Here is a 15,983-nt window from a genome sequence, read left to right as displayed (position 1 = left end):
GGCTCTGCGCGCCCCAACCTCCACCTTCATCCCTCCGCTCACGCACAAAGCCGAAAAACTCCGTCCATCACCATTCGAAGATCACTGATGAAATATGCGGGCTAGGGGCCTGCGCTAAAGATGGCGTCCACAAAACGTTGAATATCCAGTCCATCGAGGACGCCGTCGCCGGTCAGGTCGCCTCGTGGCACAAGGCTCGGATTGGCCGCCGGGTCGAGCAGAGCGTCGCCGAAAATCATGGCGTCCAGAATGTCGACGACGCTGTCCATGTTCAAGTCCAGTCGGGCAAAAGGAACGTCAATGCTCACCTGGGTCGGGAGCGACGAATCGGCATCTTCGGCCGTATAGGCGAACGCGTCGGCGCCGACAAACAGCGGGTCTGGCGCGTAGGTAAACGAGCCGTCTGTACTGAGATCAACGCTCCCATGAATCGGCCCCGCCGTCAGGGCCGCCGAGAAAAAGTCGCCCTCGACATCGGAGTCATTCGCCAGCACCCCGGGGCTCGTGACTGTGAGCGGCCCCACAGTCGTGAATTCATCCGCGGCCGCGAGCGGCGGATCGTTCACGGCCAGAACCGTAACGTCGAAGCTGGTTGTCGTGACAAGGGTTCCATCCGAAACGGTCAGCAAAATCGTCGCGGTCCCGAATTGATCCGGCTCGGGCAAGACTGCCACCGTTCGATCTCCGCCCTGAGTGCCGCTGGCGACATTCTTCGGCGGAACGAGAACCGGGTTGCTTGATGACTGCGTGATCATGAGGTTGGCCGCAGGAGTCTGGGCATCGCTCACCGTGAACGAAAACTTGGTCGTCGCGATGCCTTCGACTGTGAACTGGTCCGGAATGGAATCGACCACCGGGGCGGCGGTGTTGTTGAGCACGGCATTGAAGCTCTTGCCCGTTGCATTCGACGGCCCGACAACTACCGGGTTACTAAAGCCGCTCGGCGAAAACCCGTGATCGAACTTATTCGCCGAAATTGAATAGTTCCCCGCTGGAATGCTTACGATCGTGTAGGTTCCATCGCTGTCCGTCATGGCAAAGACGCTGGCGGACGAGAACACCTTCACGTCCGCGAGCGGCTGTCCACTGCGTAGCACCTGTCCGCTGATGCGAAACGTCCCCGGCGCCCCGACGGTGATAATCGCCGACTTGCTCGCGGTTCCGCCCTTCATGTCCGTCGCGATACATCGCACCCGGTATTCCCCAACAGCCTGGAAAGTGTGCGATGCGTTGGGACTGTTCACACTCGCGAAGACACCGTCGCCCCAATCCCAATGGTACGCGAGTACATCGTTGTCCACGTCGGAGGCCGAGGCGCTGAACAGCACCGTCGCACCGGGCGACACAGCCGTCTGACTCGGATTGATCGAGGTCAGGGTCGGCGGACTATTGCCCGCGAAGTTGCCGATGTTTACGACCACGTCCATCGACTCCGGTGATGTGCTGCCCTTGCCGACAGGCGTGATGAATATCCCGGCGACGTTGTCGGCGAGCGTCCTCCCGATCGTCAGCGGACAATCGCTTGTGTCAGGCGCGGAGCCGCTGTTGAAGGTCTCCGGTGTCGTGTCGATCAACTCCGGCCGGCCGCCCGTTCCACCGAATGGGCTCCAGCAGACCTCAACACCGTTCATCAGCCATGGATTCGAGGGGATCGCCTGCCGAAAACTGACCCAGTAGTCGCGAATGTCCTTGTTGATCCGCAGCGCATTGAATTGAGCAGGATTGAGATTCGGCTGATCGAACGCGTGAATGCGATACACGCCGCTGGATGTCACGTCGATGATGGCCGAATCCGGCAGCCATTGCAGGCGGTGCTTGGCATAGGTCGTAAAGTGAGAGCCGGAATAAACCGGCGCAGCGCCCATGGCGTCGAACATGTTGCCATAGTTGATGTCTGTTCCCGGCCCAAGCGGGTTCGTTGTAGTGGGACGCCACTGATCGGCGTGCCGCAACCCGAGGTTATGTCCGATCTCGTGCTCGATGGTGCCCGCAAATGGCGTTTCAATGTTGGACCCGCGATTTGCGTTCGCGGCGCTGTTGCCCCCGGTCACATTCGGTTCCCACGTCAGGTCAAGGTCAAACGCATCGACGTCGAAGCCCGCCGCGCGAGCCGCATTCCGCGCGTCAAGATGCAGCCGCCGCAAACTGTCACGGCCCACCGCCGGATCGAGTGGATCAATGGGATAATCAGCAGCCGTCGTCGGCAGGTGCAGAATCGGTGTGACCGTTGAGCTGATCGTCATCAGCCCGTAGGAGTTCTCGGCGAAGAAGAGCGCCGCCTGATTCATGATATTTGTTGCCTGTTGGACGGTCGCGATCGCCGCTGCATTCGGAAAATCCACCAGCATCACTAGGACCGACTTCGGCCCGGTCGTCCAGTTCGCCGGGACCCGCGGCGGCACGATGTCGGCATCCATGATCGGATAGTCATCGACCGCGACGCTGACGCTGTCGACGACTGTGCCGCCGTTTCCGTCCGAAACCGTCACTGTGACAATGAATGTGCTTATCGCCCCGAATCGGTGCAAAACGACCGAACCGGTCGCATGAAGTCCATCGTCGAAGTGCCAGTCGAAGGTGAGGGCATCGCCATCCGGATCAACGGCGGCGACTGAGAAAGTAACAGGCGTGCCCTGATAGGGATTCAGCGGCGTCGCGGCCGGCCCGGTAAGCAGGATCGGCGGATTGTTCGCGCCGCCGGCAAGAGCGACCTGACCGGATGTCATGGCGCCGATGCATATCACCGTCGCGCGCAATGCACGCAAGAGGCACAAACGCATCTCTCACCCTCCCTCCAGGCGCGGGTCAATCGACCCGGGCGCTTGTCACTCTGTCAGATACGGCGAAGTTCAGAACGTCGGCGTACTCGGAAAGTCGGCCGGGAACATCAGTTGGCTCGCGGCGGCCGCATCGATGAAGCTCATGTCCTGCGTGTCGAAATCGGAGCACGCGGTTCCGCCCGCGTCGATCGTGCAACTGGAAATGTCCACACAGGCATTGCTGAAGTTAACCTGCGTCGTGCCACCGGTGGACAGGCCCGACAGCAGCACCGCCGTGCCCCCGCGCCGGAAGTGTGCGGCGAATGAGTAGTCGGCGAAGCCCAGTGGGTGCTCCGAAAAGGTGGACGTGGACCGAATCGTCCGCTCGACCTGATCGCTGGCGTTGGTGCGGACGTCCACGCGATGATGAGCCGTCGACGTGTTCACGTTAGGCCGCATGTGGCCGGTCGTGAAGGCCTCGTTCCACTTGTGCGCCGAGTCGGTGCGATCGTAAACCACGTGAACGAAAAAATCGGCCGGTGCGTCGGGGATTGCCGCCGAAGGCATCGTGAAGAACTCTCCCGCGCCAAGGTTGGACGTCGTCGGCCGCGTCGTGACCAGGGCGCACATGAAGGGCTGATAGCCCGCGCCGCTGTCCGTCCAGATGCGAATCGCAACCGGCTCGACGTTTGCCATTCCGGAGCCGTCCGCCGTGCCGTCGCCGTCGATGTCAAACGCCGCGAAGTCCGCCTTGTACGCGGTCGTGCCGCCGAGAACGGGGAACGTGCCTTCCACCTGCGTCTGCGTCGGGTCGTCGATGTCGTTGCGAATCCTCGCGCCAAGCGCCAGGGCGCGGTCCGCGAGGCGATGGAAGGCATGCGTGACGACAATGCCGGCTCGCAGCGTGCGATCGATGGCCGGGTTGCCGGTGCAGCGCGCCGCCTCCTCATCCTTCATCTTCGCTGCGTTGGTGTCCTCATCGCCGAGTTCGCTGATGTCGAGGGTGATGGCGTCGGGCAGGACGTCACGGTTGGCGGCGGTGCCGCCCAAGAGGCCGAGCGGGAACTGGCCATTGCAACCGAGTACCGTCAAGATCGAGGTGATCGCGAGGCCGAGCATCGTCATTGACATGCGGTTCATTGTCTGGCTCCTCGAATGGAATGAGTCTCTGGCGGGCAGGGGCCCAGTGCCTCCCGTGGCTTGGGCGACCATGTGGGCATTAACGATGAATCGGCCGCCTTTATTGCATGGCTTGATATCGTTATTTCGTCCCAATTCCCGGGGGCGGCAATCGGGCCGCGCACGGAGGGGCGCTGGTCTTCATATGTGGAGATTCGTTCTGGGACGATGGGGATTACGGACGTGTCATTATGGCGAATCGTTCGGGCAAGACGGTTTCCTCGACGAGGTCTTCGTCGCGGCGGGTTCCGACGAAAGTGCCGTCATCCTGCAGTACGCCGGTGAAGATGAGTCGCAGCCTTCGGGATGTGTCTGACCGCAGGTTGTAGGTCACCGTCAGGACGATCACATCGCCGGCTCGCGTGATCTGCGGCGCGGAGATGATGCGCGAGGCGAAGCCCGATCCGTCGCTGCTGCAATTCACGTCGATGATGGAGACGCGGGATTCCTGAATGACGATGCAGGATCGCGCCGATGCGGAGTCCGCGATGACCCACTGGCCTTCGAGCAGGCTCTGCGTGTCGTTCAGCAGACCGACCGGCACCGGCAGAAAGATCGGCAGCGGCAACACGGCGGGCAGGCCCGATCCACCGCCACCGCCGCCGGGACCGCAGCCGGTGGTGAGGCCGATTAGAATGACGAACACCTTGCGCTTCACGGCGACCCCCTCTGACGCGATCGTTGCGACCGCGCCGCGCCGTCCGTGGCCCCTCGCTCAATTGGCCGCTACCGGCCATGCGATCATTTTACGCCATGGCACCGTCGCAATTCAATGCAAACCGGTCGCGTCACGGTGCCCGATAATGCGCCGCTGTCTCCAACTGCATGCCTTTCCTGTGGACTTACCCGCTCGAGTGGGCGAGAATCAGGGCCAATGGAATTGGAGAGTAAACAATGAAGCACCTGCTCCTTGTTGCCGCGATGACTCAAGTGATGTTTCTGTCCGCCTGCGCTCAGTCGGATTCGACGGCGCCACATCAGCCCGAAGCGACCCAAGGGAGTCAGGCCGCCGCCGATGCGCCGGCTCAACCGTCGGAGCAGGCGGCCGCGACTTCGACGCAACCGGGCGAGGCGGAGACGATCGACTCGCTGGAAGAGAAAATCCTTGCCCTCCGCGGCCGAATCAAGTCGTTCACGGCGACGATCGATGTCAAGTTTGACTCTTCGCAGAATGAGGCCTGGGTTAAGAGCCACACCTACGGACCGATGTCCTATCAATTCGACGGCGACAAAGTGCTTTACCGAATCGATATGACCGTTGAAACGAAGCTGATCGGGGCCGGCGCGGACGAGGAGACCACCGAGACGCAGACGCTGATGAGCGACGGCGAGTACATGTATCAGTACGGAACGAACAAAGGTCAAAAGAAGGCCTACAAGGCCCGGATCGACAAGTTGCAGTCCTCGGTCCCGTCGCCGGAGTTCTTCTTTTTTCTTCGTCGGGATTACGACCTGACGGTCCTTCCGGACGAGAAAGTGGACGGCAAGGACTGCTGGGTGATTCGCGCCGCCAAAATCAGTACCGAGGAAGTGCTTCAACTCAAGACCCTCACTTTCTTCCGCAAGGACATTCCCCTCATGGTCAAGACGGTCAACTACGACCGCTTCGACAATGTCATGCAGGTCACAAAAATCAGCGACATCCAGATTGATGTTCCGGTCGATCCGAAACAATTCGAGTTCCACCTCGAGCCGGGCGTGGAGCTGCAGGACCAGACCAATTGGTGACGACGGGGAAACGTCAAACCGCCAAAAAGTAAAAAAATGAAGACTTTGGGCGGGGGCGGTGCGCGCGGGCATTCGTAGATCCTCCTGGCTCTTGCGCTCGGCCGGGCTCCGGGTGCGCGCAAGAGCTGCAAAATCGAAGGTGACATATAGTGACACACGCGATTTTTTTCGCTGGCAAGTGTTGTGGCGGGCATGGGTTGGGGCGGTTCGTGATTTGGATGGTTTTTGGTGAAAGGGGCCTGGGGCCTGGGGCTTGAGGCGCGGTGAGGCCGAGGAGGCGCGGGGGCATGCAAGGGCAACGACACGGGGCAGCGCTGCTGGTCGTCCATCGCCAAACGGCAAGCCGCTTCGTTGCTCGCGCGTAAGTGCTGCAAATCTGAAGGTGACATAAGGTGACACAAGGCCTTGCGGAATTGTGCCAACACTTGTGGCGGGCGCGGGTTGGGGCGGTTCGAGTTTTTGGCGGTTTTTGGTGAAAAACGGCAAGGTGAAACAGGACCGGTGTATGCCCGAATGAGCACGGAAAGTTTCGGGGAAGTTCGTTTGTAAGTCTTTGAAAAATGTGCCGGGGAGGTGACACAGCGCGGGTGCGGGGTTGCGGGTTTTGTTGAGGTTTGAATTGTTCATCTCGTTTGCCTTCGCAAAGTGCACCTGGATTGGGCTCTATTTGTGGATACTTGCTCCGCGTGCGCGCGGAGTTAGAAAAAGCGGGCCGCCGCCTGCGGCGGAAAGACTTGAAGTAACGCAGAATCGAAGGGCCGTAAGCTCAGCTTGATTCCAGAATGTCTTGAAGTTCATCTTTCCAATCCCGTCCTCCGGATTGACCCTCATCCAGAATTTGGAATCGAAACACGTGATCGGCAAAGCCCTCGCCAAGTTGCTGCCAAGTGACTTTCTTGCCGACTTTCTCGAAATACTCCGCCACACTGCGCTTGTAGGTCGTATCGAGATTCCCCGCGAGGTGCTTTCCCTTGCTTTCAATGACAATCACTCGATGCATCGGCTTCCCGTCCTTGCCGCTCTGCAAAACAAAGTCGGGATGAATGCGATTGCGGCGATATCCCTGTATCGCGAATTGGTCCGCGCCGACGAGATTGCGGTACCACCAAAGCACATTGGCATCGCGGTCAAGGCAAAGCGCAACTTGTCGTTCGTATTCGTTTTGGGCCTCGTGCTCCACGTAATCAAACAAGGATTTGGCGATTTGGTCACCGTTATCATGCACCAAACGCTTTGTCGCGCGGACCTCGATTTCCGGTGGAATTGCAAACCTGCACTTTGCGCACTCAAGATAGAAGACCAGCTTTCCGGAATTGAACAATCGCGCGAACGCCTTCTCTGTCTGCTTATCTACCTGATCCTGAATCCACCGTTCGATATGATCCCGAACCACAAACTTCACGAGTCCGAATCGACCCGCAAGCTGCAATTCCGGCTTGCATAGGCAATCGTAAACTCGTGCGACGATTCGATTAAGCTGCTTAAAACTCAGGTAATCGAATCGCAGACTCGCAACCAGCCAAGCGCATACCTGCTCGTCAGATTCCAGAAGGTCCGCCTCCGTCTCATACCGTCTCTGAATGTCCGAGCCGAGCGTAATCTTATAGAATCGGTCCTTCGCTTCTTTCATCTTGTCTGAAAGCGGCCAGTTGATGGAGCCATACTCGAATTTATCGTCGTCGACCTCAGTGACCAGATGGCGAAAGTAATCTAAACGAGCGTAGCCCCCGTTCTCCTTCACGCAGAAGTGGGGGAGATAGATTTTTCCGTCAAAGTCACGTCCATAGAAATCAAGGAAGTCTCGCCGAATCTTGATCTTTCGCTTTTGGTCCGCCGGTTTCTTGCCGCCATCCTCGCGGACCATGCCCTCCAGGTCGCCCTCGTACCCCTCCTTTTCCAGTGCGCCCTTTACCTGCCGGGCGATGTCGGTCGACGTTTGATGCAGGCAATAAACGTAGCTCTCGTTTAGCTCATCATATGATGTCCGCTCCTGAAACGGCTGGCGGAGGATTCGCCCCACAAGTTGCGTCATGCCCTGCCCGCTCCCAGTCTTGCTTAGCGAAACGAGAATGTATGCAAACGGACAGTCCCACCCCTCCTGGAGCGCACTCTTAGTGATGATCCATTCAATCGGGCACCCTTCGCTCAGCAGGTCGGTGTGCTCCACGAGTTCGTCCTTGGCGGATGTCTTAACAGCCACCGCCTCTTTCGCAACGTCTAACCGCTCGATCAGGTATTCGCGAACGTCTTCACTGTGGATGAGATTCTGATTTCGTTGGTCGTCTCCCGTACGCTCGACCTGAACAAGCACGACAGGTCGGATCAATCTGCGGTCGGGTCTTTTTTTTGCATTTTTGACAGCGCTTTCAGCCAGAGCGCCCCGTTTGTCCCGGGCGCGCGTTAACAAATCCTTCCAGTTGCTCACGCCCGACGAGGCGATATTCATCGGAAGCTTGATCATCTCTTCCCTGAGAAGTTCCTCGCCCGAGACGCGGCTGATGATGTTGGCGTCACCGGGTGGCGTGGCGGAAAGCTCGACGATGACCGAAGCGTTAAATCCCTCAATCGTATCGCGTGCCAATTGGCTCGTGGCCTTGTGACCCTCGTCAAGCACCACGATGGGCTTGCACAACCGAACGAGATTTCCAACAGACGTAGCGATTAGGCATTCCCCGCGCTCCGCGTCATCCGCGATCATGTCAAGATTGGGGACTTCCTGCTTCAGTGCCCGATGCGCCTCGGGATTTTCCTCCGCGGGAAAATGGTGAACGATGTTGCCCCCCGAGTCGCGGAAGAATTTCAGTTGCTCCTTGGTTTCCCGATTCGTGCTGGCAAGCTGGACAATGAGAATGTTCAGGCAGTCGCGGAGTTTCGCAGGGGACAGCCTTGCAATCTCATGCTTCTCCCACAGCTCAATTCGCCGGGATACGGCATGCTCCAGCATCATCCGGTACATATCATTTCGGTCGCGAAGGCGTCGAAGCGTGTCCCGGTAAATCTGACTGGACGGCACGACCCATAGAACCAGCCCCGCGCCGTTGCGGTCTCGATGAATTGTGCGATGGATTGCGCCGAGAATCTGCGTTGCCAGAAGTGTCTTGCCGCCGCCTGTGGGTACCTTGATGCAAAAGGTCGGCAGGTCCTCGCCCAATCCGTTTTGCCGGTCGACGTACTTTCCCAGTCCTAAATCGCGCCAGGCGTCCATCGCAGCGTGGCGGGCATTTCCCCTGGCCCGCTCGGCGGCGAGTCGGACAAGGTAGCGCTCCACCTCTTCGATGACTCGATGCTGGTAGGTCTTTAGTTCCATCCGTGGCGCTACTTCAGGTTAAACGGCACCACCATTGTTCGAACCCGACGGCCGTGCTCGCGCTCAAATTGACGCAGGTCTTCCTGGTGAAGCCAGATGCGTTCCGTGTAGATCACCCATGTCTTGTTCTTATCGCGCTTGAGGTTCTCGTCCAGCCACGCCAGGCTCACTTCGCGGTCCTCGCGGTTGTTCGGCGTATAGAGCAGGTAATAGCTGGTCCCGCCCGCGACGGACGTTGAGCCGACGAAGCCCGTTTTCTCGTCCACCGCCTTCAGGTCGATCTCGCGGCTTGTCTCGGTGTAGAAGATGTACTTGGCAAGGTCCTCGAACGGCGGGAGTTTCTTGCCGAGGTCACGGTACTCGCTAAACAAAGGCGCACCAACGAAGGCATAGCTAAAACTCCCGATTACCGCCTTCGTGCCCCCATTCTTCTTCTTCTTCGACTTCTTCCCGGCACATATCAATCGGATGCGTTCAGCGGTAACAGATCGCGAGATATTCCTTTTGCTCGCTTCATCCTCTTTATTGTCAAACGGTTGCTGAACAAGCACAAAGCGGCGCGACTTGCCATCCTGCGCATTTAGCGAGAGGGCTGCGTGTCCAGTCGTGCCAGAGCCCGCGAACGAGTCAAGGACTAAGTCTTCGTCGTCAGTTGCGAGTTGAATGATACGTTCTAGTAGTCGCACAGGCTTCGGGGTTTGAAAAGCATCGCCGTCGCCGAATAGTTCGGCAATTTCTTTCTTTGCTTCTTGAGTGTGCCCAACTTCCTCATTATCCCACCAAGTCCAAGGCGCGTTTCCCTCAGATTCATTCAGATAAGTCTTTCGACGTGGCATGGCGTTTCCGTCCTTGCCAAACCAGATTCGCCCTTCGCGCACGAGATTACGAAACACTAATTCTACGTTTTTCCAGCAGACACCCGCAGGCGGTTCGTAAACCGTGCCGCCCGGCGTCTTAATCTTATACATTTGGTTCGGCCGAAATCCTTGAGCTGTATAATCAGAAGAAATCCATGGTCCACGAGGATCGTTGTCTGGATTCTTGTATTGTGCAATCTGCTCTGGTGTTTTCGGGATTCTATTTAACGCCAAATTGCCAATGTCTTTCGCGTACACGACAACATACTCATGGGCATCGCTCACGATCAGACGCATGTCTGGAGACGTTCGCTTTTGCCATACAACGCTTGCGACAAAGTTCTGCGCACCGAAGACTTCGTCAGCCAACAGGAGTAATGGTCAAATTTCGTTGATGACGCGGTAATCAGGCGGCGTTTCTCTCGGCCTTTTCTCCATTGACGAACTTCACACCGGCGATGACATCGGGAAGCAGCGTCGCGCCATTGAGCAGCCGCCAGTGGTTCGCGGCGGACTCGCACAGCTTGAACACCATTGCCAGACACGCGATCCGACTGCCGTTGCCTTTGGTCCGGCGGTGACGCAGCCGCACCGTGGCGAACGTACTTTCGATCGGATTCGTCGTCCGCAGGTGCCGCCAGTGCTCGGCCGGGAAGTCGTAGAACGTCAGCAGCACCTCGCGATCCTTCACCAGGCACTCGGCCGCGCCGGGGTATTTGGCCGCGTAGTGGGCCACGAAGTGATCGAACGCCTGGTTCGCATTCTCCCGCGTCGGCGCCATCCAGATCTCGTGCAGCTTGGCCTTCGCGCCGGTCTGCACCCGCTTGGGCATCTTGTCCAACACGTTGGCCGTCTTGTGCACCCAGCAGCGCTGCGCCCGGGTCGTCGAATAGACCTTCGGCAGCGCCGCCCAGAAGCCCAGCGCTCCGTCCGCCGTGGCCAGCTTCGGGTCGATCGTCATGCCCCGTTGTTGGCAGTCCAGCAGCAGCGAATACCACGACTGCTCGCTCTCGCGATGGCCGTCGACCACCGCGATCAGCTCCTTGCGGCCGTCCGCCCTCGCGCCCATCAGCACCAGAATGCACTGCCGGTCTTCCTCCAGGCGGATGTTGAAGTGAATCCCATCCGCCCAGAGGTACACGTAGTGCTTGCCTTCCAGGGAGCGGCGATTCCATGACTGGTACTCGTCCTGCCAACTCGTCATCAAACGCGTGATCGTCGTGGCGCTGAGCCCCGCCGCCTGGGGACCGACCAGCGCCTGCAGGGCCTCGCTGAAGTCTCCGGTGCTGATGCCCTTGAGGTACAGCCAGGGGATCAACTCCTCGATGGCCTTCGTCTTCCGCAGGTACGGCGGCAAAATCGACGAACAGAACCGCTCCACGGCCTGGCCATTTGCATCCAACGCTTCGCCGGCCTCGCCGCGGCCGACGATCCGACGGTCCCACACCCGCGGCTGCGTCACCTCCACCGGCCCGACGCCGGTGACGAGGGTCCGGGTGGGATGATGGCCGTTCTTGACCACCTGCCGGCGGCCTTGCGGATCGCGCAGATCGGCGTGCCCTTCGATCCAGCCATCGACCTCCGCCTCGATCGCCTGGCCCAGGAGCCGTTGGGCCCCGTCCCGCAGAATCTCCGTCAAAACGTCTCGGCTGGGGACTGGAATCGTCTCGATCGACTCGTTACTCTCCTGCATCGGCGTACTCCTCTGCCCATCGTGGGCGGCTCGGAACCTCGAACAAGTCCCGAGAGTACGCCGCCTTTTTTTATCCCGCCACCATCAACGAAATTCGGTTATAGCTCCAGCCAACATGCGTAATGCGTGTACTTCATTATCATCAATGCTGATCCAAATCGATCCATCATCCCGAAGTAATTCCTTGAGCAACATCAGCCGCGGATACATCATGCAACACCACTTATCGTGGCGGCAGGCATCTTCTCCGTCTTTCCCGACAGTCTGTCCGATCCACTCTCTGAACTGCGGTTGTGTCAGATTGTCGTTATAGACCCACCCCTCATTGCCCGTGTTGTACGGGGGGTCGATGTAGATGCACTTCACCCGCCCGGCGTGGGTTGGCAACAGCGCCTTAAGCGCCAAGAGGTTATCCCCCTCGATGATCAGGTTGCCCTCCAGGCTCGGCTTTTCGCCCTTGGGCAGCAGCGAGAGCTTCGCGTCGAACTCCAGCCGGTGGTGTGGCACCGTGTGGTGATAGGTCTCGATGACGCTTTTTCCCTTGAAGTTCAGCGTCGGCATCGTCAGTCCTGCTTTCTTCCAATACAAATCAGGTGAAGTTAGGGTTATGTTAGCAAGGCCTCTAGCGTATGCCAAGTCCCTTTTTTGATCAACACTGTGATTTGTTGCGTTGGTCGACGCGATCAGGCGGTGCCGAAGATGCGGTCGCCGGCGTCGCCGAGGCCGGGGACGATGTAGCCGCGCTCGTTGAGCTTTTCGTCCACGGCGGCGGTGAAGATCGGAATCTCCGGGTGGCGCTTTTGCAGGGCGTCGATCCCTTCGGGCGAAGAGACCAGGCACAGCACCTTGATGCTCACCGCTCCGGTCGCCTTCAACACGTCAATGCACGCACTGAGCGAGCCGGCGGTGGCGAGCATGGGGTCGATGACGATGACGTCGGTCCCGGCGATGTCGGGCGGCAGCTTCTTGTAATAGGTGACTGGTTTGAGCGTCGCTTCGTCGCGATAGATGCCGACGTGGCCGACGCGCGCCGTGGGGATGAGTTCCAAAATGCCGTCCACCATGCCGAGGCCGGCGCGGAGGATGGGGACGAGGGTGAGGCCGCGGGCGAGCTTGCTCCCTTCGCAGGGGGCCAGCGGCGTCTGCACGGTGCGCGGCATACTGGGGTAGTCGCGGGTGATCTCAAAGGCCATGAGCCGGGCAATCTGACCGACCAGCCGCCGAAAGTGTTCAACGCTGGTGTTCTTGTCCCGGGCAATGGTGAGCTGCTCCTGCACGACGGGGTGTCGGATCAGCGTCACATTCGGCCAACGCGATTGGGTCAATTCTGTGGCTCCCGAACACGGCGAGATTAATTCTCAGTCGGCATCATACAGCCGCTTGAGCAAAACAAAAGCCGGGACGATCGGGCGACGCAGAGGAGTTTCGGCAGAGCAGCGCTGCGGCGGCCGCGATCTTTACGGCGTGTCGAATTCGCGATGAACGCCGATGGCGATCTCGCTGGCGCGATCGACGCTGAAGGATAGCGTCGGCAGGGCGAGGGAGTTGTGGCAGCGGAGGCAGACGTAATCCACCGACAGGGCAGCCCTGCCACTTGCGTCGAGCTTCACCTTTGAGCCGTCGGGCGTGAGGAAGCCCGAGAAGTCGACCGAGTCCGTCGTGATGCGAAAGATGTGCGAGCGCGTGTCGCCGACGCGGGCGAGGGGGCCGACGGCCGTGGGGGCGGCGAAGGGCCCGGTGGTGACGGCGAAGGGCATGTGACAGCTCATACAGGTGAGAGTTTCGGTGTAGCCGTCGGAGGGGCGGGTGAAGACCTTTCCCTCGTGCAGTGCCATGTTCATGTCAGTATGACAGGCGACGCACTCATTGCGGATGGCGGCGGCGCGGTCGTAGGCGATTGAGCGGTGGGGGTCGTGGCAGAAGGTGCAGGCGAACGAGGCGTGACCTCCGCTGGCGGCGAGTTCCTGCCACTGGGATTGCGGGCGAATAAAGCCGCCGGACGCGAGGATGTCGAGGCTGTCGGTGCCGGCGGGGCGGCTGTGGCAGGTCTTGCAGGTTTGCTGATTGGAGATATCGACGAAGAGATCGCGACGGAAAAAGCTCGGGATGTGATTCGAGCCGGGCCCGTGGCAGGCTTCGCATTGAACGCCGGCTTCATTCCACGTGCCCAGAAAGCCGGGGCGGCTTTCCTGGAACATTGGGTTGGCCGGATCCTGAGCGACGGCGCCGGTGACGTAGGCGCGGAGCGTGTCAAAATCGAACGGGACGGGGGCGACGGCATCGGGCAGGTACGCGAAGAACTGAGCGGCGTGGCCGAGGTGCGGCAGGGCGAGGCCCCATTGGGTGTTTGTGCCGGTCAGGCCGGTGGTCAGGTAGTTTCCGTCGGTGCCGAAGAAGAGCGCGCTCTTGGTGTAGCCGCCGAGGAGATAGGAGACGTCGGTCCAGGCAAATCCGTCCGGAGGATTGGGAACGCCGGCGAAGGCTCCCGCTAAGGGAAACAAAGGCGCCGCACCCTGAACGCGCGTCAGGGCGTGGGCGTGGCCGGTGATGGCGTGAAGGGCGGCGTAGTCGGAGTGGCAGGTGCTGCAGGCGGCGCTGCCGGCGAAGTTGGCGTTCTTATTGGTTGGGTCGGTCGTATTGTTGTAGATGGACAGCGTGCCGGGGGGGATGCCGATGGGGGGGATGCAATTGGCGCCCAGTGAGTAGATGGCGCCGGCCAAGCCGATCGTCGCGATCAAAGCGGTTTTCAGGTAGCGCACGATCTTGCTCCCGGCGAGGCTGCGACTGGACTGGTGGCCGCATTATAGAGAGACGGCGTCGAGCGACGAGTGCCCGACGCCGTCAGATTGTTGGAGCCTGGTCCTAAGGGCGGACGGGCTCGCGGCCGGTCTGACGGAGGATCAGAAGCCGATGCCGGTGAGCAGGGCCTCCGCTTCGGCAATCATGTTCTTCACGTAGGTCGGGTTGTGGAGGCCGTAGCTTCCGTCGTTAAGGGTGTAGTAGTAGAGGAACCGAACCTTTTTGATAGCGTCCGGGACCATGGACTGGCTGGAGGTACCTCCGCAGCAACTGTAATCCCAGTCATCCGCCTGCGGGAAGTTTCCGCCGCCTGCTGAGGTAGCCCAGGTGTCAAGTCGCGTCTTGATGCCGTTGAGCTTTGCGGTGACGAAGTTCTCCAGGACGGTCTTGAGCGACTCGGCATTGGCGGCCGACGGGTGGCAGCCGGAATCGACGCATCCCTCGAAGCTGACGGTAAAGTTGTGTCCGCTGATGGCCGGAGCGACTTCACTCATGAAGTCCTGGCGATACATGTGGCAGGTAGCGCACTGCTCGCGGACCAGTGAGTGGGGCGAGCCGACGCTGAGGGTCAGCGGGGGCGCATCTGCCGGGATGGGCATCTCGCCCGCGTAGACATTCGCCTGCACGCTGTGGTGCGGACCGCGTGAAGTGGAGGTCCAGTCGCGACCGCGGCTTCGGTGGCACTGGCCGCAGATGTTGAAGCGTTCGGGATTGGTCGCGTCTTCGATGGTGTTCGAGGCGACGGGGTAGCGAACCTCGGGGAACCTGAGTTGATAGTCGCGGCCGGCATCGGCAAACGGTGCGTTGCCGGTCCGCTTGTGCGGCATGTGGCAGATGACGCAGGTGATGCCGTTCATCTCTTCGCGGGTCTTGCCTGCCAGATAGTCATCCTGAAGCGGGACGCCTTCGAAGATGGACATATAGCGAAAATCGCCGGAGTGGCAGGTACCGCAATTGTTGAGACTGGTGCCTGCGGTGAAGCTCATTGCGACATCTTCTTCAACGAGCGCGTGCTTGGAAGACTGCCACTGTTCGAAGTTCGGGTGGTGCGAACCCGTGTGGCACTTTCCGCAGACGGTGGCGGAAATATCCTTCGGCGGGCGAAGCGACTCATCGGATACATTCGTGGCATGCTCTCCGCCTGGACCGTGGCAGCTTTCGCACTGCACACCGGCGAGGGCATTGGTGAGGGCTCTGCTGATGAAGCCGCCTTCTTCGCCGAAGCCGACGGTGTGGCAGCCGACGCAGTCTGGATTGCTACCCTGGCCGATTGCTTCGAGCGTCACCAGCGCGTTGGCGTGAAGCGTTTCGTTCCAGTCCTGGTGAATGCGGGCGTGGCACTGACTGCATCGCTCTGCACCCACGTATTTTCCGGTCAAGCCGCTGTTGCCGCTTCCGGGTGGATTGTCGACGGAGCCGCCGCCGAAGGGACACATGGTGCCGGTGACTCCCATGCAACAGGAGAGGGCAAGAATGCCGCCAAGTCCCATCAACGTCGATCTATTCCGCCGCGCCGGGTTCTGAGTCATGATTCTCACTCCTTTTCGCGTCTGTTCGATTCGTCTGAAGGCACCTGCCGGTCAACGTCTTCCTGACAGCCAGTGGGAGTCTGCCAAAAGTATGCCGCGCTTGGCAATAGGCAGCGCGTCAATTTGCTCGAC

At 59.8% G+C, this 15,983-nt stretch carries 11 protein-coding genes; 1 reads left to right on the top strand and 10 read right to left on the bottom strand.

Features of this window, described 5'->3' with window-relative positions; all coding sequences use genetic code 11:
- Nucleotides 1–101: 101 nt before the first annotated feature.
- The 3 genes from HS101_00730 to HS101_00720 form a co-directional block, all read right to left on the bottom strand.
- Nucleotides 102–2,780, bottom strand: a complete 2,679-nt coding sequence (locus HS101_00730; protein MBE7504792.1) for a PKD domain-containing protein — start codon at nt 2,778–2,780, stop codon at nt 102–104.
- 69 nt (nt 2,781–2,849) lie between these two features.
- Nucleotides 2,850–3,899: a hypothetical protein gene (locus HS101_00725; GenBank protein ID MBE7504791.1), complete on the bottom strand. Its 1,050-nt coding sequence runs from the start codon at nt 3,897–3,899 to the stop codon at nt 2,850–2,852.
- A gap of 214 nt (nt 3,900–4,113) precedes the next feature.
- The gene (locus HS101_00720; protein MBE7504790.1) at nt 4,114–4,596 is read right to left on the bottom strand and encodes a hypothetical protein; all 483 of its coding nucleotides are present in this window, start codon (nt 4,594–4,596) and stop codon (nt 4,114–4,116) included.
- Between the two features lie 236 nt (nt 4,597–4,832).
- Between HS101_00720 and HS101_00715 the strand changes: the two genes are divergently transcribed.
- Nucleotides 4,833–5,666 carry a hypothetical protein gene (locus HS101_00715; protein MBE7504789.1) on the top strand — a complete coding sequence of 278 codons (834 nt, stop codon included), beginning with the start codon at nt 4,833–4,835 and terminating at the stop codon, nt 5,664–5,666.
- Between the two features lie 766 nt (nt 5,667–6,432).
- Here the strand turns inward: HS101_00715 and HS101_00710 are convergent.
- The 7 genes from HS101_00710 to HS101_00680 all read right to left on the bottom strand — a co-directional run bounded on the left by HS101_00710 (nt 6,433) and on the right by HS101_00680 (nt 15,851).
- Nucleotides 6,433–8,973, bottom strand: coding sequence for a DEAD/DEAH box helicase family protein (locus HS101_00710; protein MBE7504788.1), 2,541 nt, complete (start codon nt 8,971–8,973; stop codon nt 6,433–6,435).
- 8 nt (nt 8,974–8,981) lie between these two features.
- Nucleotides 8,982–10,199, bottom strand: coding sequence for a hypothetical protein (locus HS101_00705; GenBank protein ID MBE7504787.1), 1,218 nt, complete (start codon nt 10,197–10,199; stop codon nt 8,982–8,984).
- Nucleotides 10,200–10,236: 37 nt separating this feature from the next.
- On the bottom strand, nt 10,237–11,523 hold the full coding sequence (locus tag HS101_00700; protein ID MBE7504786.1) for an IS256 family transposase: 1,287 nt from the start codon (nt 11,521–11,523) through the stop codon (nt 10,237–10,239).
- An 84-nt stretch (nt 11,524–11,607) separates the two neighbouring features.
- Complete coding sequence (locus tag HS101_00695; protein ID MBE7504785.1) at nt 11,608–12,084, bottom strand: site-specific DNA-methyltransferase; 477 nt, start codon at nt 12,082–12,084, stop codon at nt 11,608–11,610.
- 122 nt (nt 12,085–12,206) lie between these two features.
- Nucleotides 12,207–12,848, bottom strand: a complete 642-nt coding sequence (gene upp, locus HS101_00690) for a uracil phosphoribosyltransferase (GenBank protein MBE7504784.1) — start codon at nt 12,846–12,848, stop codon at nt 12,207–12,209.
- 132 nt (nt 12,849–12,980) lie between these two features.
- Nucleotides 12,981–14,282 (bottom strand): hypothetical protein, encoded by a 1,302-nt coding sequence (locus HS101_00685; GenBank protein MBE7504783.1) that lies wholly within the window; start codon nt 14,280–14,282, stop codon nt 12,981–12,983.
- 141 nt (nt 14,283–14,423) lie between these two features.
- A complete protein-coding gene (locus HS101_00680) occupies nt 14,424–15,851 on the bottom strand; it encodes a hypothetical protein (GenBank protein MBE7504782.1) in 1,428 nt (475 codons plus the stop codon).
- Nucleotides 15,852–15,983: the final 132 nt, after the last annotated feature.

The organism is Planctomycetia bacterium (genome assembly GCA_015075745.1).
Lineage (GTDB): Bacteria > Planctomycetota > Phycisphaerae > UBA1845 > UTPLA1 > UTPLA1.
Note: the sequence above shows the minus strand (reverse complement) of the source record. Positions and strands in the feature narration are given on the sequence as shown.